This window comes from Peterkaempfera griseoplana (assembly GCF_001418575.1).
Lineage (GTDB): Bacteria > Actinomycetota > Actinomycetes > Streptomycetales > Streptomycetaceae > Peterkaempfera > Peterkaempfera griseoplana.
Window position 1 is genome coordinate 1 of sequence record NZ_LIQR01000138.1, and the last position, 19,403, is coordinate 19,403.

Genomic DNA, 19,403 nt, shown 5'->3' on the forward strand with positions numbered 1-19,403 from the left:
GAGGCCCCCCGTGCCGCGCACCACGCAACCCCCCGTCCACCGGGTCCCCGGCGGCCGCTTCCGCAGGGCGGCCGCAGTCACCGGCGTGGCGGCCCTCGCCGCCAGCGGTCTGCTGGCCGCCTTCCAGAGCAGCTCCGCCCAGGCCTCCACCGCGACGCCGGCCGCGCTCGGCTCCAACTGGTACGCCGCCGCGCCGTATCTGATGCCGCGTGACAACAACCCGCCGAGCGCCACCGACATCATGTCGGCCTCCGGACTGAAGGCGTTCCAGCTCGCCTTCATCCTGGCGCCCAGCGGCGGCGGCTGCTCGCCCACCTGGGACGGCTCCGCCGCGGTCTCCTCGGACACCCAGGTCGCCGGCGTCATCAGCTCCATCCGTGCGGCGGGCGGCGACGTCTCCGTCTCCATCGGCGGCTACGGCGGCACCAAGCTCGGCCAGACCTGCGGCACCCCCGAGGCCACCGCTGCCGCCTATCAGCAGGTGATCGACAAGTACCAGCTGAAGGCGATCGACTTCGACCTGGAGGAGCCGGAGTACGAGAACACGGCCGCCATCCACAACGAGATCGGCGCCGCCAAGATCCTGCAGGGCAGCAACCCCGGACTTTATGTCTCGGTGACCACGGCGGGCACCACGGCCGGCACCGGCTGGTTCGGCCAGCAGATGCTCAACGAGGCCAAGTCCCAGGGCTTCACCCCCGCCAACTTCTCGATCATGCCCTTCGACGGGGGCTTCAACGGGGCCGCCTCGCAGATCAGTGCGCTGGAGGCCTTCAACGGTCTGCTGCGCACCACCTTCGGCTGGGACTCCGCCACCGCGTACGCCCATGAGGGCGTCTCCATGATGAACGGGCGCAGCGACAGCGGCGAGTACTTCTACCAGGCCGACTTCCAGCAGGTGCTGGACTACGCCACCTCGCACAAGCTGGCCCGCTACACCTTCTGGTCGCTCAACCGCGACCGCCAGTGCGCCACCCCGGACAACAACGGCCAGACCTCGGGCACCTGCAGCAGCGTGCCGCAGGCGTCCTGGGACTTCGCCAAGTACTCGGTCCGGTTCGCCGGCGCCACCCCGCCCACCGGCACCACGACCGGTGGCACGACGACCACGGGTGGTACGACCACGACGGGTGGGACGACGACCACCGGTGGTACCACGGGTGGTGGCAGCTGCACCGCTGCGGCGTGGAGCAGCTCGACCGCGTACAACGGCGGTGCGGTGGTCTCCTACAACGGGCATCAGTGGACCGCCAAGTGGTGGACCCAGGGGGATGTGCCGGGCAACAACAGCCAGGGTGTGTGGACGGACAACGGTGCCTGCGCCGGCGGTACGACCACGACCGGGGGGACCACGACCACCGGCGGTACCACGGGTGGTGGCAGCTGCACCGCTGCGGCGTGGAGCAGCTCCACGGCGTACAACGGCGGTGCGGCGGTCTCCTACAACGGCCACAAGTGGACCGCCAAGTGGTGGACCCAGGGCGACATCCCGGGCAACAACAGCCAGGACGTCTGGACCGACAACGGCGCCTGCTGACCGCAGTACCCAGGGACGTGCGGGGCCGTTCTCCCGAGCGGTCCCGCACGGACGCCGGGACGCGGGTAGCCGCGTCCGAGGCCCGCCGCGGCGGCGGGGGGGCCGGACGCAGCCGGCTCCCCGTGGCCCGGTCGCGGACGGTGAGCAGGCCCGGGGCCGTCCACCGCGTTCCCGCCGTGGCCGCCGTGGCCGCCGTGGCCGCCGTGAGCGTCTCGCGGCGGCCGTGCTCCGCGTGGTCCGGTCAGACCGGAACCGCCGCACCGCCCGCCGGCCAGGGGCCCTCACGCAGCATGCGGACCACCCGGTGGGGCGGTCCGGGCCGGGCGAAGTACCAGCCCTGCGCGGTGTCGCAGCCGGTGGCCCGGAGCCGCTCGGCCTGCACCGCGCTCTCGACGCCCTCCGCGGTCACCGTGAGGCCGAGCGCATGGGCGAGCCGCACCATCGCCGAGACGATCTTCTCGTCGGCCTCCCGCCGGGCACCGCCCTGGTCGCGGAAGCCCTCCACGAAGGTGCCGTCGAGTTTGAGCACATGGACCGGCAGCCGCGACAGGTACGCCAGGTTGGAGTAGCCGGTGCCGAAGTCGTCGATGGCGATGCGCACCCCCATGTCGGCCAGTGCCTGCAACGCCTGGAGCGGCCGGCCGGCCGGTCCCATCACCGCGCTCTCGGTCAGTTCCAGCTGGAGCAGCCGGGGCGGCAGACCGGTGCGGTCCAGCACCTCGGCGACATCGGCCACCACGTCGGAGTCCCACACCTGGCGCACCGCCAGGTTGACGCTGACGAAGACCTCCGCGGAGGGGAACTCGTCCAGCCAGTGCCGGGCCTGGCGGCAGGACTCCTCCAGCACCCACTTGCCCAGGGGGACGATCGCTCCGGTCTCCTCCGCCAGGGGGATGAAGCGGTCCGGCGAGAGTGTGCCGAACCGCGGGTGCCGCCAGCGGACCAGCGCCTCCGCGCCGTGCACCCGCCCGTCCGCCAGTCCCACCAGCGGCTGGAACTCCACCGCGAACTCACCCCGCTCCAGCGCGGGCCGCAGCGCGGTCGCCAGCAGCTGGCGGGTCATCTGGTGGGCGCCGCGGTCGGGGTCGTAGAGGGTCCACCGGGCCCGCCCGTCGGCCTTGGACCAGTACAGGGTGGCGTCGGCGTCCTTCACCAGCTCGGTCGGGGTGGTGCCGCGTACCGGGCGCTCCACCACGCCGACGCTGGCGGTGACCGCCAGCCGGTGCCCGGCCACGTCGAACGGCCGGTCCAGTACCCGGAGCAGTTCCGCCGCCAGCCCGGTGAGCTGGTCGCCGCCCTCGCTGTCCGGCACCAGCAGGGCGAACTCGTCCCCGCCCAGGCGCGCCACCAGACGGCCGCCGCTCGCGAAGTGCCGCTCGAGACGGGTGGCCACGGCGACCAGCAGCTCGTCACCGATGTGGTGGCCGAGGGTGTCGTTGACGGCGGCGAAGCCGTCCAGGTCCAGGTAGCACAGGCCGACCCGGCGGCGTTCGGAGGTCGTGGACTCGCAGGCGGTGGCCAGCCGCTCGAAGAAGTAGGAGCGGTTGGGCAGCCGGGTCAGCGGGTCGTGCAGCGACTGGTAGTGCAGCCGGTCGCCGAGGCGGCGCTGCTCGGTGACGTCCTCCACCATGGCCAGGGTGTAGAGGGGGCGGCCGTCGCCGTCCCTGATCAGCGAGATGGTGATGTTGGTCCACACGGTGCCGCCGTCGCGGTGCTTCAGCCGCTTCTCCAGCCGCAGCCGGTCGCGCTCGCCGGCCACCAGGTCGAGGTAGAGGCGGCGGGCGGACTCCTCGGGGTCGATGAACCGGTGGATGTGCATCCGTACCAGCTCGGAGACGTCCCGGCCGACCATGGCCGCCAGCGCCGGGTTGGCCTCGATGATGCAGTCGTCGGAGTCCACCAGGGCCATGCCGATGCCCGCGTCGGCGAAGGCGGCGCGGAACCGCGACTCGCTGGCCTGCAGGGCGTCCCTGAGCCGCTCGTTGACCCCGTGCAGCGGGGTGTCGCAGGAGGGGCAGACGATCTCGGCGGGAACGTGGCCGGGCGGTGCCTCCTGCAGGGACATGGGCGCGGGCAGTGAGCCGGCCGGCCCGGCGGCCGGGCAGTCGGAGCTCTCGTGGACATCGGCGCCGTCGTACATGTCGGTCCCGTCCTGCGCTTCGGCCCCCCGGTGTGCGTCGGCCCCCTGCGTCCGGCCTCGCACGGCATGCCCCCGTCCACTGCTCGCAGCCACACCCGCCAGGTGGTGCAGAACGGACATTCCGTTCGCACGCCCAGGGATCATAAGGTGTGCGCTGATCCGCAGGCCATGGAAACCCGGACCGTCCGTGATCGTGTGCAGTGAGGTGCGCTCCTGCCGGTGCGCCCCGGGCGCGGATCTCGCGTTTCGCGCCCGGGGCGTACGCGGAGGCCGGTCGCCGTCAGGCCAGCCGGGCGGTGAGGGTGATGGTCGTACCGGAGAGCGCCTGGCTGACCGGGCAGTTGGCCTTGGCCTCCTCGGCGGCCTTGACGAAGCCGGCCTCGTCCAGCCCGGGCACCTCACCGGTCACGGTCAGATGGATGCCCGTGATCCCGGTGCCCGGCTGGAAGGTCACCTCCGCCTTGGTCTCCAGCTTGGCCGGCGGGGTCCCGGCGCCGGTCAGGCCGTGCGAGAGCGCCATGGAGAAGCAGGCCGAGTGGGCGCCCGCGATCAGCTCCTCAGGGCTGGTCTTCCCGTTGGGCTCCTCGGAGCGGGCCGGCCAGGAGACCGGGAAGTCGCCGATCCCGGAGGAGTCGAAGGTCACGACCCCCTTGCCGTGGGTCAGATTGCCTTCCCAGGCGGTGTGTGCGGTGCGTGTCGTCGCCACGGGCGGTTCCTCCTGCTGCTGGGTGTGGGCGGTACGGAGCCGAGGGCGGGTCCGGCCCCAGCCTATGTCCGAACGGTGGTGATACCGCTGATCTCAGGGGAGTTGGCAGAGAGTCAGCCTGGCACCGGCCGGATCGGTGGCGGGCACCATCCGGCCGTGCGGTGAGTCGAAGGGCTCGCGCACCAGACGCCCGCCCAGCCGCTGCACCGACGCCGCCGCCGCGTCGGCGTCGGGCACCGCGAGATAGACGGACCAGTACGGGTGCGCCACATCCGTCCGGTAGCGGCCGCAGACCGGCGAGTCGCCGCTGCCGGGCACCTTCCAGGCGGTGTAGTCGAACTCCCGGCCGTCGCCGATCTGCTCCTGGCTGTACGGGAAGAGCTGCCGGTAGAAGGCGTCGGCGGTCTCCGCCGACGGAGTGTTGAGCTCGTGCCAGCACATGGCTCCCGGCTCGGCGAAGAGTTCGGCGCCCGTGTGGCCACCCGCCTCCCAGAGCCCGAAGGAGGCCTCGTCCGGGTCGAAGGCGAACGCCATCCGGCCCGCACCGGGCACCTCGTGCGGCCCCATCACCGGTTTGCCGCCGGCATCGGCGACCCTCGCGTACACGCCGTCCAGGTCGGAGGTGGCCAGATAGACGTTCCACATGGCGGGCATGGACTCCGCGCCCGGCGGCGGGGGCATCAGCGCGGCCACCCGCTTCCCGCCGCGAAGGCACATGGTGTAGCCGCCCATCTCGGCACCGAGGTCCTGGAACTCCCAGCCGAGCACCGGTCCGTAGAAGTCCCGGGCGGCCGCGACGTCAGAGGTGGTCAGATCCGCCCAGCAGGGGGCGCCGTCAGGGTAGGAGTCGCGAGGGGGCATGGGGTCTCTTCCTTGAGGCTCCGGCTCTTCCGCGCTCCCGGGCAGCTCACTTCCCGGGGGGCGCGCGTGAACGTTCCGCGAGCCCAGGATCCGGCCGCCTCCGGCGGCCCGCAACCGCACCGCCGCCGACCGGGCGACCGCGGCGGCCGGCGCCCCGGACGCCCCAGCCCAGGCCGCCCCGGCGCCGGGCGGACGCCGTCCGGGGGATCGGTCCGCGCGGGCGACGCGGCGTTCCCACTCCTCGGACAACGGCGGGCCCCGCAGCCCGATGCTTGTTACTGTGGCGTCCGCCCTAGCCCCCGCACCGGCCCGGAGCAGCCACGATGACGGACCAGCCCCAGACCCCTCCCGGCGGCAACTCCGTGGGCGAGGTGGACCAGGAGGTGCAAGCCGAGCTGACCCGGCTCCGGCAGTCGATCGACAACATCGACGCCGCCGTGGTCCATATGCTCGCCGAGCGCTTCAAGGCGACCCAGCAGGTCGGGCGGCTCAAGGCCCGCCACAAGCTGCCCCCCGCCGACCCGGGCCGGGAGCGCCAGCAGATCGAGCGGCTGCGCGGTCTGGCCTCGGAGGCCCATCTTGACCCGGTCTTCGCGGAGAAGTTCCTCAACTTCATCATCGCCGAGGTCATCCGGCACCATGAGGCCATCGCGCGCTCCTGACAGGCCGTCGCACCGGCTGCGCGCCGGGCGGCACGCCCGCTGACGTGCACGGAGCGGAGGCACTGCCCCACGAGGGCCCGAAGCCGCCCCGCACCGGGTGGACGCCCGAGGGTGCGGGGCCGGCTTCCGGGACGCCCTTCAGCCGTCGGCCAGCAGCACGATCAGACGGTCCAGCAGCCGCGGGGCGAGGTGGCGGCGCAGTGCGGCCGCGATGTTCTCCGGGGTGTCCAGGGTGATTACGGCGTAATCACGCCTGGGCGCGGGGGGCCCGGCCGCACGCCGGGCGCGTGCGGCGGGCGCGGGCAGGGACTGCCGCTCCTGGGGGAGCCGGGCGATCCGCCGGGCGTCCTCCACCGGGAGCATGCCCTCGGCCAGCGCCCGCTGCAGCTCGGGCCGCAGCCGCAGCAGCGCCAGCCGCTGGGAGATGAACCCCTGGGACTTGCCGAGCCGTCCGGCCAGCTCCCGCTGGGAGTAGCCGCAGGCGTCCACCAGCCGCTGGATGGCGTGGGCCTGCTCCAGCTCGGTGAGGTCGTCGCGCTGGACGTTCTCGATCAGGGCGTCCTCGTCGGAGCGGCCCGCGTCCGGCCGTACGTGCACCGGGACCTCGGTGAGGCCGGCGAGCCGGGCCGCGGCCAGCCGCCGGTGGCCGTGCAGCACCACATAGGGCGCGTCACCGACGGCTGCGCGGTGCTGCGGATGGTCGGCGAGGAACGCCTCGCGGCCGATCACACCCAGCGGCTGGAGCACCCCGCGCTCGCGCAGGGTCTCCGCGAGGCCCTCGAGGTCACGCAGCTCCGAGCGGGGGTTGCCGGGGTTCTCGGCGAGGGCGGTGAGCGGCAGGACGACCGGATGGCGCGGCGCAGCGGAGTCCGGGGTGCCGGGGGTGAGCAGGCTGGCGAGGTCGGTACGGCGGCCCATCACGCCACCTCCGTGCGCCTGGCGTCAGCCCGCCGCCCGCGCGGCGGCCGGGGCCGGCCGCTCGTGGCGCCGCTGCGGGACGGGGCCGCCGGTTGGTCCCGTGGCCCGGCGGGGGCGGGTACGGCCGCGCCCAGGCCCACCTCCAGGGCCAGGCGGAAGAAGTCCTCCCTGGCCTGCAGGGCGACCCGGTTGCCGCCGTACTGGGTGACCACCATGCCGTCGGCCGAGGCCCGGGTGTGCAGTTTGTAGTGTCGGACCACGGTGCGCGCCATCGGCCATCCCTGGGCCTGCACAAAGGCCCTGGTCTGGTCGAGGTCGGCGCGTCCGTCCCGGGGGTCCCAGTTGTTGACCACCACGCGGAACGGCAGTCCGCGCGGCTTGACGACCCGTTCGATGGTGCGCCGGGTGGGCTCGAAGCCCAGCGGCTCGGGCTCGATGGGCACGATCACGTCATGGGCGTGCTCCAGGACCGCCCGCAGGGCGTCGGCGGCGGGGCCGTCGCCCAGCGGGCAGCCGTTCGCCCCGGCGGTACCCGAGAGGTCCAGCCAGCCCGGGGTGTCCACGAAGACATGGCGGGCGGTGGGGATCAGATGCAGCGAGGCGAGCCCCGCCGGGTCGTCGTGCGCCTGCACGAAGTCGAAGGGGAGGCCGTCGCCCACCCGCTCCGACCACCAGGCCGCGGAGCCCTGCGGGTCGGTGGAGACCGCGACCACGGGTGGGGCCTCGTTGCCGGTGCGGCCGAGCACATCGGCGGTGACGGCGGCGAGGTTGACGGTGAGGGTGGACTTCCCCACCCCGCCCTTCTGGTTGAGGATCACATGCACATGGGCCATGGGCCGTCCCTGAACCTCTCGAATCGGACATTAGGGATGTATGGCCACTGTGACAGTGCGACCGTCGCACAGGCCGCACCCCTGCCCGGTGTCGCGGCCGGGTGTCGCCGTGACGGCGGCCGTCCACAGCGGCCGCCGCCCCTCCACCGGCCCTACACGGCCGCCGGCAGCGACCGCTCCGAGACCGGCTCCCCGGCCGGTGCGGAGGTCTGCGCGATCAGTGCGCCCGCCAGCACCATCAGCCCACCGACCACCTGCGGGACACCCAGCCGCTCGCCCAGCAGCACCCAGGCCGCCACGGTGGCCACCACGGCCTCCAGGCAGGACACCACCCCCGCGACCGGTGGCGACAGCCGCCGTACCGACACCACTCCCGTGAGATACGCCAGCACGGTCGCCACCAGCACCACCCAGCCCACCAGGAGCAGCGCCGGGACCTGAGACCCACCCATCGCCACCGAACCGCCCAGCAGCGTCCACCGCATCTCCCACGGGCGGGCGACCGCCGTCAGCACCACCGCACCCACCAGCAGCCCATAGGCGGACACCGTCAGCGGATCCACCGGGTCCTCCCCGTCGCCGCCTGCGTCCCCCAGGACGAAGTACCCCACCTGGCAGCAGGCCGCCCCCAGCGCCAGCAGCACCCCGACCGCGTCGAAGCCCAGCCCGGCCCACACCTCGACCACGCACGCCAGCCCGCTCACCGCCAGCAGCGCTCCCAGCGCCGCAGCCCGGCTCACCGGCCTGCGCTGCACCAGCCGTACCCAGCCCAGCAGCAGCGGCGGGCCCAGGTACTCGATGAGCAGCGCCACGCCCACCGGGATCCGGGCGATGGCGGCGAAGTAGAAGGCCTGCACACCGGCCACCGCCAGCAGCCCGAACCCCACCATCAGCCCGGGCCGCCGCCGCAGCACACCCCGGTGCCGCACCGCCACCGGCAGCAGCACCAGCGCCGCACCGGCCACCCGCAGCCACACCACATGCAGGGGGTCCAGGCCTGCTGAGATCAGCGGCTTGGCGGCGGTGCCCGAGCCGCCGAAGGCCAGCGCGGAGAGCAGGGCCAGGACCAGTCCGGTCGACCGGGTGGAGCGCGGCGCGGCCGGACCGCGCCTCCGAGAGTCGTGCATCCGGTCATTCTCGCAGCTCAGCGAGGGGCGGCCTGGCGCGCCGACGACTGAGGGCCCCTCCGACCGGAGGGGCCCTCAGTGTCTGTGCGCCGCCAGGGACTCGAACCCCGAACCCGCTGGTTAAGAGCCAGCTGCTCTGCCAGTTGAGCTAGCGGCGCTCACCGACGACGAAACTCTACCGTATCCGCGCAGGTCCCATGCCCGTCGGCCCGCCGCGGCCGGTCGCTCGCGCCGAACGCCGGGCTGCCGCATCCTGAGGTCATGGGCAGCGGAGACGAACAGCGGATGTGCGGCGCCTTCGTGGGCTGGCTGCGCACCCACGGCTGGAAGATCCTCGAGGAGAGCTGCACGAAGGACTGCGTGGACATCGAGGCCTGGCACGCCGACGGCGCCCGGCTGCTGGTGGAGGTCCAAGGGGACACCACCGACCCGGGGCCGGACCTGGACACCGCCTACGGGCGGCTGCTGCGCCGGATGGACGGGGTGCCCAGCAGCCGCTACGCGGTGGTGGTCCCGGAGGACGCGCTGGACGCGGCGCTGCGGGTCCTGCCGCAGGTCAGGGAGGCACTGGCGCTGGACGTGTACGCGGTCGGCCCCGGCGGCGAGGTCTACCGGGCCGACCGGTGAGACCGCGCACAGGGCGGCTGGGCCGGTCGGCCGTCACCCGGTGCACCGTGGGGGTCACCCGGCGTGCGGGCCGGTGGTGCGCTGCATAGCTTCGAGCGGGTGCGGGCTGTCACGTCCGCCGATGTCCGCAAGCTTCAGGAAGCAGGTCGCCACCGATGCGCCATCGCAAGTTCAAGTACGCCGCCGGCGCCGCCGGCGTGTCAGCCCTCGCCGTGGCAGCCGCCGCCGGCGTCGGAGCCCTCGACCTGGGCGGATCCACGCCCTCCGGCCAGGACGGGACGGTCCGGGCCGTCCCGCAGGGCGGATCGATCCAGCAGGTGGTGGATCTCGCCAAGCCGGGCGACACCGTCACCATCCCCGCCGGGATCTTCCACGGCAGCGTCCAGGTGCGCACCGCCGGCATCACCCTCCAGGGAGCGGGCCCCGCCACGGTGATCACCCCCGACGCCCAGGGGGGCAGTGGCGACTGCGCCAAGCAGGGGCACGGCATCTGCGTCACCGGCACCGCGGGGCACCGGCTCACCGGCGTCCGCATCATGTCGCTGTCGGTGTCCGGCTTCACCAAGGACGGCCTGATGGCCACCGAGACCGACGGCCTGCTGGTGCGGGGCGTCCAGGCGGTGGGCAACGGTGAGCACGGCATCCGGCAGGACAAGTCGGTGCGCGGCGTCTTCCAGGACAACACCGCCAGGAACAACAAGGAGACTGGCATCTTCCTCGCCAACACGGTCAGCGAGGAGGGCGGCGCCACCGACGACGCGGGCGCCCTGGTCTCCGGCAACCATGTCTCGGGCAACCGGATCGGCATCACCCTGCGGCGGCTGCGCAACCTGACGGTGGAGCACAACACCGTGACGGACAACTGCGGTGGCATCTTCGTGGTGGGCGACGAGGGCGTGCCCCGGGCCGGGCACCTCACCGTCCGCGACAACCAGGTCCGCGCCAACAACCGCTCCTGTGCCGCGACGCCCCGCCTCCCCACCATCCAGGGCGCGGGGATCGTGCTCACCGGCGTGGAGCAGACCACGGTCACCGGCAACGACATCCGGGACAACAAGGGCACCGTGCCGATGTCCGGCGGAATCGTGCTCTACCCCAGCGTCGTGGGCATCCCCAACAAGGGCAACATCATCGAGCGCAACACCCTGAAGGGCAACAAGACCGCCGACCTCGCCGACCGCGACAAGGGCACCGGCAACGTCTTCGCCCGCAACGCCTGCACCGTCTCCGAGCCCACCGGCCGCTGCTGAGGCACGCCCGGCGCCCGGAAGCGGTGAGGGCCCCTCTCCCGTGGGAGAGGGGCCCTCACTGTCTGTGCGCCGCCAGGGACTCGAACCCCGAACCCGCTGGTTAAGAGCCAGCTGCTCTGCCAGTTGAGCTAGCGGCGCCCGCTGACGCGACGACTGTACACGGCCACCGGCCGGAACACCGAATCGGACGCCGACTCGACGCACCCGGCCCGACCTGCGAGCGTGGCCCCGACCGCCGCCCGCCCCCGTACCGCCGAGGAGACACCCATGAGCGCCGTGTCCGCGCCGCCGCCCGCCTTCGACCCGCGCGACCCGCTGGGCGTCGACGACCTGCTGGACGACGAGGAGCGCGCCGTACGGGACACCGTCCGGCGCTGGTGCGCCGAGCGGGTCGCACCGCGGATCGCCGACTGGTTCGAGCGCGGTGAGCTGCCCGAGATCCGCGAACTGGCCCGGGAGCTGGGGCGGCTGGGGGCGCTCGGGATGCACCTGGAGGGGTACGGCTGCGCCGGTGCCTCGGCGGTCCAGTACGGCCTGGCCTGCCTGGAGCTGGAGGCCTGCGACTCCGGGATCCGCTCCCTGGTGTCGGTGCAGGGTTCGCTCGCCATGTACGCCATCCACCGCTGGGGCTCGGAGGAGCAGAAGCAGCAGTGGCTGCCCGCCATGGCGTCCGGCGAGGTGATCGGCTGCTTCGGCCTCACCGAACCCGACCACGGATCCGACCCGGCGTCCATGCGGACCCGCGCCAAGCGGGAGGCCGGCGGTGACTGGGTGCTCGACGGCCGCAAGATGTGGATCACCAACGGTTCGGTGGCCGGGGTCGCCGTGGTGTGGGCCCGCACCGACGAAGGCGTGCGCGGCTTCCTGGTACCGGCCGGCACCCCCGGCTTCTCCGCCCCCGAGATCAGGCACAAGGCCTCGCTGCGCGCCTCCGTCACCAGTGAACTGGTGCTCGACGGGGTGCGGCTGCCCGCCGACGCGGTCCTGCCCGGCGTCACCGGGCTGCGCGGTCCGCTGAGCTGCCTCAACCAGGCCCGCTACGGCATCGTCTGGGGCGCGGTCGGCGCCGGGCGCAGCTGCTTTGAGACCGCGTTGGACTATGCGACCACCCGTGAGCAGTTCGGCAGGCCGATCGGCGGTTTCCAGCTCACCCAGGCCAAACTGGCCGACATGTCGCTGGAGCTGCAGAAGGCGCTGCTGCTGGCGCTCCACCTGGGCCGGCGGATGGACGCCGGACGGCTGCGCGCCGAGCAGGTCAGCTACGGCAAGCTCAACAACGTCCGGGAGGCGATGGGGATCGCGCGCGCGGCGCGGACCATCCTGGGCGCCAACGGGATCAGCCATGAGTACCCGGTGATGCGGCACGCCGCCAACCTGGAGTCGGTGCTGACCTACGAGGGAACCGTGGAGATGCACCAGCTGATCGTCGGCAAGGCCCTCACCGGACTCGACGCCTTCCACTGAGCGCCCGCCCGCCCGCCTGCCGCCGCCGACCGGGAGCCGGGCGGCGGGAGGCGGCGTACGGCTCGGCCGGGGCGGTTCGCCGCGCGGCGGACGGCGTACCGCGCGGTCGCCTGCCGGGGCGAGCTGGAGCGGCGCGGCGTCAAGTGTGATGCCCTTCCGGACCGGCAGCGGCGGCTCGCAGCCGCCGCAGGGCCGTCTCCCGCCCCACAACGAAGCAGCGCCCCGGTCGCATCATGCGACCAGGGCGCTGCTTCACATGTCAGCAGAGGACCCCTGAAAGGAGACCGGTGCGCCGCCAGGGACTCGAACCCCGAACCCGCTGGTTAAGAGCCAGCTGCTCTGCCAGTTGAGCTAGCGGCGCTCACCGACATCGGAGACTTTAGCAGCCGACCGCGTCCGATCAGAAATCGGTTTGGTCCATGTGGACGGCCCCCGGCGGCCGTCTGCGCCCGGCCGCTCCCCGGGCCGCCCGGACGCAGGCCCGCAGCAGCACCGGCGCATCCGGCAGCCAGGGCTCACGGCGGTCGGGTGCGACGATCCAGCGGCCGGCCAGCAGGCCGCCGGGCGCGTCGTCCGGGGCCTTCACCGGGCGCTGGACCGGGGGGACGGTGACGGCGTCGCCCGCGCCGTGGCAGAGCACCGGAGGCACGTCGGGGCCCCACTCCTCCCAGCGCAGCAGGGGCCGGAGCCGGTCGGCGGTGCCGACCCGGGCGAAGAGCAGCAGCCGGCCCCGGTGGCAGGCCACCGGGCCGCACCCCGGGCCGGCCGTCCACAGGTCCTCCAGGACCTGGCGGCCGAACACCTCCGGCAGGCTGACCACATCGAAGGTGCGTCCGCAGGGCAGCACACTGGCCGCCCCCGGGCGCTCCCGCCACAGCGCCTGCAGACTGTGCGGGTAGTCGCTCGCGGACGCCAGCCAGGCCTCCCCGGCCACGGTGATGTACTCGACGGATTCATACGTCCAGATGTCCACGGACAGCAGATCTACCCGCAGTGCCACAGGGGTGCCGCAGGAAGCACCGTTCACCGGACAGGACGGACGACGGCGGCGTACCCTTTCCGCCCGCATATGCCAGAGGCGGTGGGCACAGGCCACGCCGGACGGTCAGTCGGCGGCGCGCTGCTGCTTCTTCAGACCGCGCCCGTACTCGACCATCTTGGCCGCGTAGTCCGGCGTCCAGTCCGCACGGGCGGCGATCTCCGAGCAGCTCAACGCGTCGAAGCGGCGCGGATCGGCCAGCTCGGCCGCGGCCACGGCCTGGAAGTCGGTGGCCCGCTCGGCGGCCGCCCGGAAGGCGAGGGCCAGCTCGGTGGAGCGGCGCAGCAGCTCCCTGGGGTCGTCGATCGACTCCAGGTCGAAGAAGTGCTCGACCTCGGTCGCGTCCGCCCGCGGTTCGAAGAGCAGCGGGGCGGGCCGGAACCGCCGGGCGGGTCCCTTCCCCTCCGAAGAGCGCTGCCGGTCGTACGGGTCGGACATGGGCACCTCCACTGGGCGGTCGGAAGGACGAGGTTCGGGCGGCTGTCACGGTCGAGCGGGTCGTGCGGGCTGAGCAGGTCCTACGGGTCGGGCATCCTACGGGTCGCGCACATACGGCTCAGGGCACGGCTGCCGGCCGATCAACCGGAGACCTCCGCGGGACGCGGACGCTTCCGGCGCCGGCCATGGCGTGGCGGGGCGACGCCGTGAGGAACAGCGGGCCCCCTGGGTGGTATTCCGCATCAGCGGCTGCCGTATGCCCCGCCGCCCAGCCGCCTTCCGCCCAGCCCCGGGCCCCGGGCTCACCAGGCGCGGACCCGGTGCTCCGCCAGGCGGGCCAGTACCGCAGGGCAGAGGAAGTCCTCCGGCGGCCGGGTCGACGTGGACGCTTCTCACACGTCACCGGCCGGCTCTTCCAGCTCTTCCGTCGTCGTGACAACGTCGGGGCCTGCGGCCTTGTCCCGGGCGACGGCCTCCCTCAGGCGCCGGGCATTGGCGGGTGAACGCAGCAGGTAGATCGTTTCCTGCCAGGAGTCGTAGTCCTCGGCGGACATGAGCACGGCGTCCCCGGCCTTGGAGGAGATACGTACGGGCACGTGGTCGTCGTTGACCTGCTGAATGAGGGGGAACAGGCGAGAGCGGGCCTCGCTGGCGCTTATGGTCACTGGGTCACCTCTTCCCGGTGGTGCGACGTCGTGGTGCTGGGGTCGTACGACAATCGGGGACAAGTCTGGCGCAAGCGGAGTGTCCGCCGGGTCCAGGAACCGCATTGCCCACGCGGTGTGGCGCAAGGATGATGCGCCGGTGTTCTACGAAGATCTCACCGAGTACGACTACGGGGACGAAGACTCGTTCACGGACAGAGAGTCGGGCTTCTACGGGCTCTGGTACCGCCCGACCTATGCGCGCCTGAACGTGGGGTGGCTGGAGGCGGGCAGGCCGTACCCGACAGGCATGGTTCCCGTGGAGTTCACAGCGAAGCTGAAGGCAATCCAGAAGATCCACTGCGTGAACATCTGTCTCGGGGTGCACGAGTGCGACCTCTGCCCTCCGGAAGAGGCCCCGGAAGGGAACGGAGAGGTGCGCATTCCGGGGGCACCCGGGGTCACCTACGCCGCGCCCTTTCTGATCACCCACTACATCACTGCGCACGGCTATCGGCCGCCGCAGGTCTTCATCGATGCCGTTCTCGCGGTCGACCTCGATGCGTGGGCCGCGACCAGGTGGCCCGACGTCCCGTTTCCCTGGATTCCCGACGACGCGGAACGCATGTCGGAGTAGGACCGGCCGATTCCGACGGGTCTGCCCGGCTGCGATTCCGGCGTCCGGGGGCATCGATGCCCGTTACGGACGGTGCGACACCCGGTGCTCCGCCAGGCGGGCCAGTACCGCATGGTTGGCCTCCCAGCCGTCGGGGAACTTCACGCTCACCCCGAGCTGCACCGGCTCGGTCGACGGATGCTCGTCCAGCAGCTCGGCGATACCGGCCCTGGCGACCACGATGCAGGCGTGCCGGTGCCGTGACGCCAGGACGCAGAGCCGCCCCGTCTCCAGGTGGAAGGCGGTGGCGTCCGGCCGGCCGGAGAGCGGGTGCAGCACCACGGTGAGGTCGTACTCGCGGCCCTGGAGGCGGTTGGCGGTGTCCACGGTGACAGCCGGGCCCCGCTCCGCCTCGACGGGCACCCCCAGCGCGGTGAGGGCGGACCTGACGGCGGCGGCCTGGTCGCGGTGGGCGGTGCCCACCGCGATCCGGTCTGCGGTGACCGGGGCGGTACCCCGCTCGGAGACGGCGGCCAGGCCCCGGTCCAGCACCCGGCGCACGGTCTGCGCCACCGCCTGCACCGCCTCCGGGTCGGTGCGTACGGTGTGCCGGGCGGGCAGCTCCAGCAACCCCCAGCCGGACTCCGCGGCCTCGTCGATCACCGCGTCCACCGGGCCGCCGTCCCCGCGTGTCCCGATGGTGAGCCGCCGGTCGCCCTCGCCGGTGCCCGAGCGGAACGGGGTGAAGGGATAGAACGCCCGGGACACCAGCCCCGCCGCCGAGTACGGCAGCCGCCAGGAGACCGGCAGATTGTGCGGCCGGATGCCGGGATTGTGGTCCAGCAGCGCGGTCACCGCACTGCGCGAGGGATCCCAGCTCAGGCCCGCCCACTGGTCGGTGCCGACCACCGTGAAGGGGTCCAGCTGCCCCGGGTCGCCGACGAAGAGGGCGCGCTCGAAGAGCCGGGCCACGGCCAGCAGTGCGTCCGAGCGCATCTGGTACGCCTCGTCGACGATGGCGTGCCGCCAGGGGTCGACGTCCTTCACCCACTGCCACTTGGCGGCGGTGGACACCACCACCTGCTGCTCCACCAGATCGCCGACCTTTGAGGAGGCGGTGACCCCGGCGTGGCGCAGCGCCTCGGGTGCGGGCCGCCCGTCGCTGCTGTGCAGCCGGCCGATGGACAGCTCGGGGGCGGTCTCGGCGAGCCGGTCCACCAGGTCGTCGACCTGGCTGTTGGTCTGGGCGACGATCATCAGCCGCTCACCCGCGGCCACCAGCTCCCGGGCGGCCCGCACCACCAGGGTGGACTTGCCGGCGCCGGGCGGTGAGTCCACCACGACACCGCGCTCGGTGCCGTGCAGGACCGCGTCCAGGATCTCTGCGGTGACCCGCTGGGCGGCGGCTGCGGGTGAGGCCGTGGGGTCGACGGGGTCCACCGGTGCGCTACTCCCAGTCCTCGGGGTCGGTGATCGGGTCGGAGCCGGCCGCGGCGGCGGCCGGAGCCAGGGCCGCGGCGGACGGCGGGCCGCCATGGGTCCAGGGGGTGTCCTCGGGGGCGGGCAGCGGCGCGGCCTGCCGCACGGTCAGCTCGAAGAGGGTGAAGACGACCTGCTCCCCGGGCTGCGGCACACTCCCCGGCTCGGGCTCCTTCCTGCGGCCCATGCCCGAGGTCAGCCGCAGGGTGAGGGTGCCGTCGTCCGGGTCCACCGCCACGATCTCGGCCTTCTGCGCGGCAGGGCCCCCCGCCCGGTGGACCTCCCGGCCGGGGTCGGCGTGCGGACGGTCGGCGGTGCGCACAGTGACCAGTGGCCGGGGCTTGGGGCTGCGGCCGGAGGTGTCGTACGCGGGCTCGACGTCCACCACCGTCCCGGCGAACGCCTCCCCGGAGAGCCGGTGCTCGGCCATCGCCAGCGGATCGTCCAGCGCCTCCTGCAGTTCCACTTTGGCCTGCTCGCGCTCGCGCTGCGCAAGCTTGCGGGCGGCGGTCACCGCGTCGTCATGGCGGGGCTGGGGCGGTTCGCCCGCGGCCAGCCGGTCGCGATGGCCGGTGTAGGACCAGCGGTCGCTCTCCCACCGTTCGGGCAGATGGGCGGCCGGCGGCAGGGTGCGCAGCAGGTCGACGCCGTGCCACACCTGGTCCCAGGTGGGGCGCAGCACTCCGGCCAGCAGCTCCCGGATCTCCTCGGCGGCCCGCCGCACATGCCGCTCGGCGCGCTCGTCGCCCCCGGGCCGGGCGCGCAGTGCGGCGCGGGCCGCGTCATAGCGGGCCACGGCGGGGGCGAGCAGCTTCTCGTCGAAGCGCGGGTCGGTGGCGGGACCGGCGGGAGGGCAGTACAGCTGCCCCCGCTCGTCGCGGGCGCTCTCGGCCCGCCGCGCGGCCTCGGCGCCGCTCATCCCCGGGGGAGGGGAGATCCAGGCGAGCAGGGCGCCCAGGTGCTGGTCCTCCAGGTGCGACTGGCCGGTAGCCCAGTGCCGGGAGAGCAGCGCCGTCATGGCGACCAGCAGCGAGGAGCCGGGCACCTCGGAACGCTCCCGCAGATGGGTGAGCCAGCGGCCGAGCAGCGGCACCCTGGTCGGCACCGGGTGCGGCCCGGCGTCCGCGTCGTCCGCGGTGCGGCGGAAACGGGTGGAGCGGCCGATCAGACCCAGCTGGTCGACACCGGCGGCGCTGGGGACGATCAGCTGCGGCGCCTGTGCGCACAGCTCCCGCACCACGGGGGTGCGCTCGCCGGTCTCCGGATCGCGCTCGGTCCCCTCGACCTGCTCGACCTCCTCGCCGTAGCCCTCCAGATAGGGCAGCAGATCGGCGGCGAGCGCGGCCAGGAAGGCGAACCGCTGGTCGCGGTCGAGCGGCTGCGGGACCACATGCAGCCGCGGCGCCGCCCGGTCGGTGCCCAGCATGGCCGCCAGCGGCGCACCGGCCTCACCGGCCGCGGTCAGCGGGACGACGACCATGGGGCGGTCGGAGAGATGGCGGTGGCGGACCGTCGCCAGCGGCTCGGCCCGGCCGGACCGTACGGCCTCCAGCCGGGCGAGGGTGGACAGCAGGCTCATACGCCCGGGGCCTCCCCGCTGCCGGGCGCCGACGGGCGGCGCCCCAGCGCCTCCGCGCGCAGCGCGGCGGCACGGGCCAGCCGGGCGGCGGCCTCGTCCGCCGGGTCCGTACCCGCGCCGGCGGCCGCGGCCAGGGCGTCGCCGACGGTCCGCAGGGAGCCCAGCTCACCGCGGACCGCGCGGCCCAGCTGCTCCACAGCGCCGGCGCAGCGGGCCTCCTGCCGGCAGTGGAAGCCCAGCTCGCAGGTGGACAGGCAGTCCGGTGAGTAGGCGGCGGGCACGGCGGCCACCGACTCGCCCAGCTGCCCGGTGCTGCGCACGGGCGAACCGTCGTCGTCGGTGGAGAGGTCGAAGCCGACGCCCTCGGGCAGTGCCTCCAGCAGCTGCTCGATCCCGGTCATCCGCTGCAGCTGGCGGCGGGTGACCGAGAGCTCCCGGCGGACGTCCACCACGGCGGCGGTGGGCCGGTTGGAGAAGTCCCTGGGGCAGACCAGCAGCACCGCGGTGTCGGGCGCGGCCGCCAGGCCCTCGGGGGCGGCGTAGGGGTCGGGGTCCGGCTTCACGCCCGCCAGCTCTGCGGCGGTCTGCTGCAGCGCCAGGACGTACACCGCGGCCTGGCGGGCCGCCGCGCCGACCTTGGCCGGGTCGGCGGAGCCGTCGAGGACGGGGAAGGACTTGATCTCCACGACCGTCCAGCGGCCGTCGGGCCGCACGACCACGGCGTCCGGCTCCAGGAAGGCGGGGGAGCCGGCGACCTCGAGGCAGAGCATGGGATGGTCCAGCAGCGTCCAGCGGCCGCGGTGTGCGGCCGCGTCGGCGAGGACCTGGCGCGTGCGCTCGGTGCGCACCGCCGTGCCGGCCCGGGGGAGCAGGTCGGGTACGGCGAGCTCGGCGGCGCCCGGCTCCGGCAGGCCGAGCCGCTGCTGCAGCAGGAGCAGCAGCTCCGCGTACCCGTCGGCCTTGACGCGGGATTCGAAGACGTTTCCCCGGACGATGGCGAACGGGGACTGGCCGAAGGGCGCGGGACTGCCCAGCCGGTCGGCCAGGGCGGCCTTGTCGACCCCGGCGGCGTCCAGCAGGGCGCGGCGGCGGCAGCCGGGGTTCGCGGCGAGCGCGGCGAGGGCGCGGGCGTCCAGACTGCGCTGCGGCACGGGGCCGCGCAGCCTGGCGAGCCGCTGCGCGGGCGGCTCCGCAGGCCCGTGAGGGAGGTGCCCGGGGTGCGAGACGTTCATGGTGCGCGCCAGTCTTGCACCCGGGACCGACAACGCGGGCATCCGCGGGTGCCGACCGGTCGCTGGAGGGCACGGTCCGGCCGCCGACGCGCCGGGTGGAGGGTGCGGTCCGGCCGGGGAGCGGACGCCCGGGGGAGGGCGGTCAGCGGGTGCGGACGGCCTCGTCGTGGGTGGCGGTGGCCTGGGCGGGGACCTGCGCCGGGACATGGGCGGCCACCACGGTGGAACGGCGCCGCGCCCGGTCCACCAGG

At 73.7% G+C, this 19,403-nt stretch carries 18 protein-coding genes, 3 tRNA genes and 1 pseudogene; 7 read left to right on the forward strand and 15 right to left on the reverse strand.

The genetic code is table 11. The features are described from left to right. Window positions 1–85: 85 nt before the first annotated feature. Window positions 86–1,321 (forward strand): annotated as a pseudogene (locus AOK09_RS11600) (carbohydrate-binding protein); the annotation flags it as partial. Then, entirely contained in the window at window positions 1,298–1,537 is a 240-nt protein-coding gene (locus AOK09_RS43665) for a carbohydrate-binding protein (RefSeq protein ID WP_407675392.1), read from the forward strand. The pseudogene AOK09_RS11600 and the gene AOK09_RS43665, both read left to right, overlap by 24 nt. A 241-nt stretch (window positions 1,538–1,778) precedes the next feature. Here AOK09_RS43665 and AOK09_RS11605 read toward each other — a convergent pair whose 3' ends face one another. From AOK09_RS11605 to AOK09_RS11615, 3 genes are all read right to left on the reverse strand, one after another. Continuing rightward, window positions 1,779–3,677: a putative bifunctional diguanylate cyclase/phosphodiesterase gene (locus AOK09_RS11605; RefSeq protein ID WP_245687247.1), complete on the reverse strand. Its 1,899-nt coding sequence runs from the start codon at window positions 3,675–3,677 to the stop codon at window positions 1,779–1,781. A 280-nt stretch (window positions 3,678–3,957) separates the two neighbouring features. Then, window positions 3,958–4,383: an OsmC family protein gene (locus tag AOK09_RS11610; protein WP_055587077.1), complete on the reverse strand. Its 426-nt coding sequence runs from the start codon at window positions 4,381–4,383 to the stop codon at window positions 3,958–3,960. A 93-nt stretch (window positions 4,384–4,476) separates the two neighbouring features. Further along, window positions 4,477–5,244 carry a VOC family protein gene (locus AOK09_RS11615; protein WP_055587078.1) on the reverse strand — a complete coding sequence of 256 codons (768 nt, stop codon included), beginning with the start codon at window positions 5,242–5,244 and terminating at the stop codon, window positions 4,477–4,479. Window positions 5,245–5,567: 323 nt separating this feature from the next. Here AOK09_RS11615 and AOK09_RS11620 point away from each other — a divergent pair, with 323 nt between their 5' ends. Continuing rightward, complete coding sequence (locus tag AOK09_RS11620) at window positions 5,568–5,906, forward strand: chorismate mutase (protein ID WP_055587079.1); 339 nt, start codon at window positions 5,568–5,570, stop codon at window positions 5,904–5,906. Between the two features lie 138 nt (window positions 5,907–6,044). Here AOK09_RS11620 and AOK09_RS11625 read toward each other — a convergent pair whose 3' ends face one another. From AOK09_RS11625 to AOK09_RS11640, 4 genes are all read right to left on the reverse strand, one after another. After that, window positions 6,045–6,824 (reverse strand): ParB/RepB/Spo0J family partition protein, encoded by a 780-nt coding sequence (locus tag AOK09_RS11625; protein ID WP_055587080.1) that lies wholly within the window; start codon window positions 6,822–6,824, stop codon window positions 6,045–6,047. Further along, complete coding sequence (locus AOK09_RS11630; RefSeq protein WP_063795927.1) at window positions 6,824–7,657, reverse strand: ParA family protein; 834 nt, start codon at window positions 7,655–7,657, stop codon at window positions 6,824–6,826. The genes AOK09_RS11625 and AOK09_RS11630 overlap by 1 nt, the downstream gene beginning before the upstream one ends. A gap of 152 nt (window positions 7,658–7,809) precedes the next feature. Next, on the reverse strand, window positions 7,810–8,784 hold the full coding sequence (locus AOK09_RS11635; protein WP_055587081.1) for an EamA family transporter: 975 nt from the start codon (window positions 8,782–8,784) through the stop codon (window positions 7,810–7,812). A gap of 85 nt (window positions 8,785–8,869) precedes the next feature. Continuing rightward, window positions 8,870–8,942, reverse strand: a tRNA-Lys gene (locus AOK09_RS11640). A 103-nt stretch (window positions 8,943–9,045) separates the two neighbouring features. On the opposite strand from AOK09_RS11640, the gene AOK09_RS11645 reads away from it, so the two are divergent. Together AOK09_RS11645 and AOK09_RS11650 are read left to right on the forward strand one after the other, a co-directional pair. Further along, window positions 9,046–9,411 (forward strand): hypothetical protein, encoded by a 366-nt coding sequence (locus tag AOK09_RS11645; RefSeq protein WP_157875864.1) that lies wholly within the window; start codon window positions 9,046–9,048, stop codon window positions 9,409–9,411. A gap of 155 nt (window positions 9,412–9,566) precedes the next feature. Beyond that, on the forward strand, window positions 9,567–10,661 hold the full coding sequence (locus AOK09_RS11650; protein WP_079062965.1) for a right-handed parallel beta-helix repeat-containing protein: 1,095 nt from the start codon (window positions 9,567–9,569) through the stop codon (window positions 10,659–10,661). A gap of 65 nt (window positions 10,662–10,726) precedes the next feature. Here the strand turns inward: AOK09_RS11650 and AOK09_RS11655 are convergent. Then, window positions 10,727–10,799 (reverse strand) — tRNA-Lys (locus tag AOK09_RS11655). Window positions 10,800–10,928: 129 nt separating this feature from the next. Between AOK09_RS11655 and AOK09_RS11660 the strand changes: the two genes are divergently transcribed. Beyond that, complete coding sequence (locus AOK09_RS11660) at window positions 10,929–12,125, forward strand: acyl-CoA dehydrogenase family protein (RefSeq protein ID WP_055587083.1); 1,197 nt, start codon at window positions 10,929–10,931, stop codon at window positions 12,123–12,125. Between the two features lie 288 nt (window positions 12,126–12,413). Here AOK09_RS11660 and AOK09_RS11665 read toward each other — a convergent pair. From AOK09_RS11665 to AOK09_RS11680, 4 genes are all read right to left on the reverse strand, one after another. Further along, window positions 12,414–12,486, reverse strand: a tRNA-Lys gene (locus AOK09_RS11665). A 39-nt stretch (window positions 12,487–12,525) separates the two neighbouring features. Beyond that, window positions 12,526–13,098, reverse strand: a complete 573-nt coding sequence (locus AOK09_RS11670) for a bifunctional DNA primase/polymerase (RefSeq protein ID WP_055587092.1) — start codon at window positions 13,096–13,098, stop codon at window positions 12,526–12,528. Window positions 13,099–13,230: 132 nt separating this feature from the next. Beyond that, window positions 13,231–13,602, reverse strand: coding sequence for a hypothetical protein (locus tag AOK09_RS11675; RefSeq protein WP_055587084.1), 372 nt, complete (start codon window positions 13,600–13,602; stop codon window positions 13,231–13,233). Window positions 13,603–13,994: 392 nt separating this feature from the next. Further along, window positions 13,995–14,267 (reverse strand): type II toxin-antitoxin system Phd/YefM family antitoxin, encoded by a 273-nt coding sequence (locus tag AOK09_RS11680; RefSeq protein ID WP_055587085.1) that lies wholly within the window; start codon window positions 14,265–14,267, stop codon window positions 13,995–13,997. A gap of 139 nt (window positions 14,268–14,406) precedes the next feature. On the opposite strand from AOK09_RS11680, the gene AOK09_RS11685 reads away from it, so the two are divergent. After that, window positions 14,407–14,883: a DUF7919 family protein gene (locus tag AOK09_RS11685; RefSeq protein WP_055587086.1), complete on the forward strand. Its 477-nt coding sequence runs from the start codon at window positions 14,407–14,409 to the stop codon at window positions 14,881–14,883. 63 nt (window positions 14,884–14,946) lie between these two features. Here the strand turns inward: AOK09_RS11685 and AOK09_RS11690 are convergent, their stop codons facing one another. Genes AOK09_RS11690 through AOK09_RS11700 form a run of 3 tightly spaced genes read right to left on the reverse strand, consistent with a single transcriptional unit; the run spans window position 14,947 to window position 19,152 of the window. Continuing rightward, complete coding sequence (locus AOK09_RS11690; RefSeq protein ID WP_055587087.1) at window positions 14,947–16,302, reverse strand: AAA family ATPase; 1,356 nt, start codon at window positions 16,300–16,302, stop codon at window positions 14,947–14,949. A 7-nt stretch (window positions 16,303–16,309) separates the two neighbouring features. Beyond that, window positions 16,310–17,920, reverse strand: coding sequence for an ATP synthase subunit B family protein (locus AOK09_RS11695; protein ID WP_055587088.1), 1,611 nt, complete (start codon window positions 17,918–17,920; stop codon window positions 16,310–16,312). Beyond that, window positions 17,917–19,152 (reverse strand): hypothetical protein, encoded by a 1,236-nt coding sequence (locus AOK09_RS11700; RefSeq protein WP_055587089.1) that lies wholly within the window; start codon window positions 19,150–19,152, stop codon window positions 17,917–17,919. Before AOK09_RS11700 ends, AOK09_RS11695 begins: the two co-directional genes overlap by 4 nt. Between the last annotated feature and the right edge of the window lie 251 nt (window positions 19,153–19,403).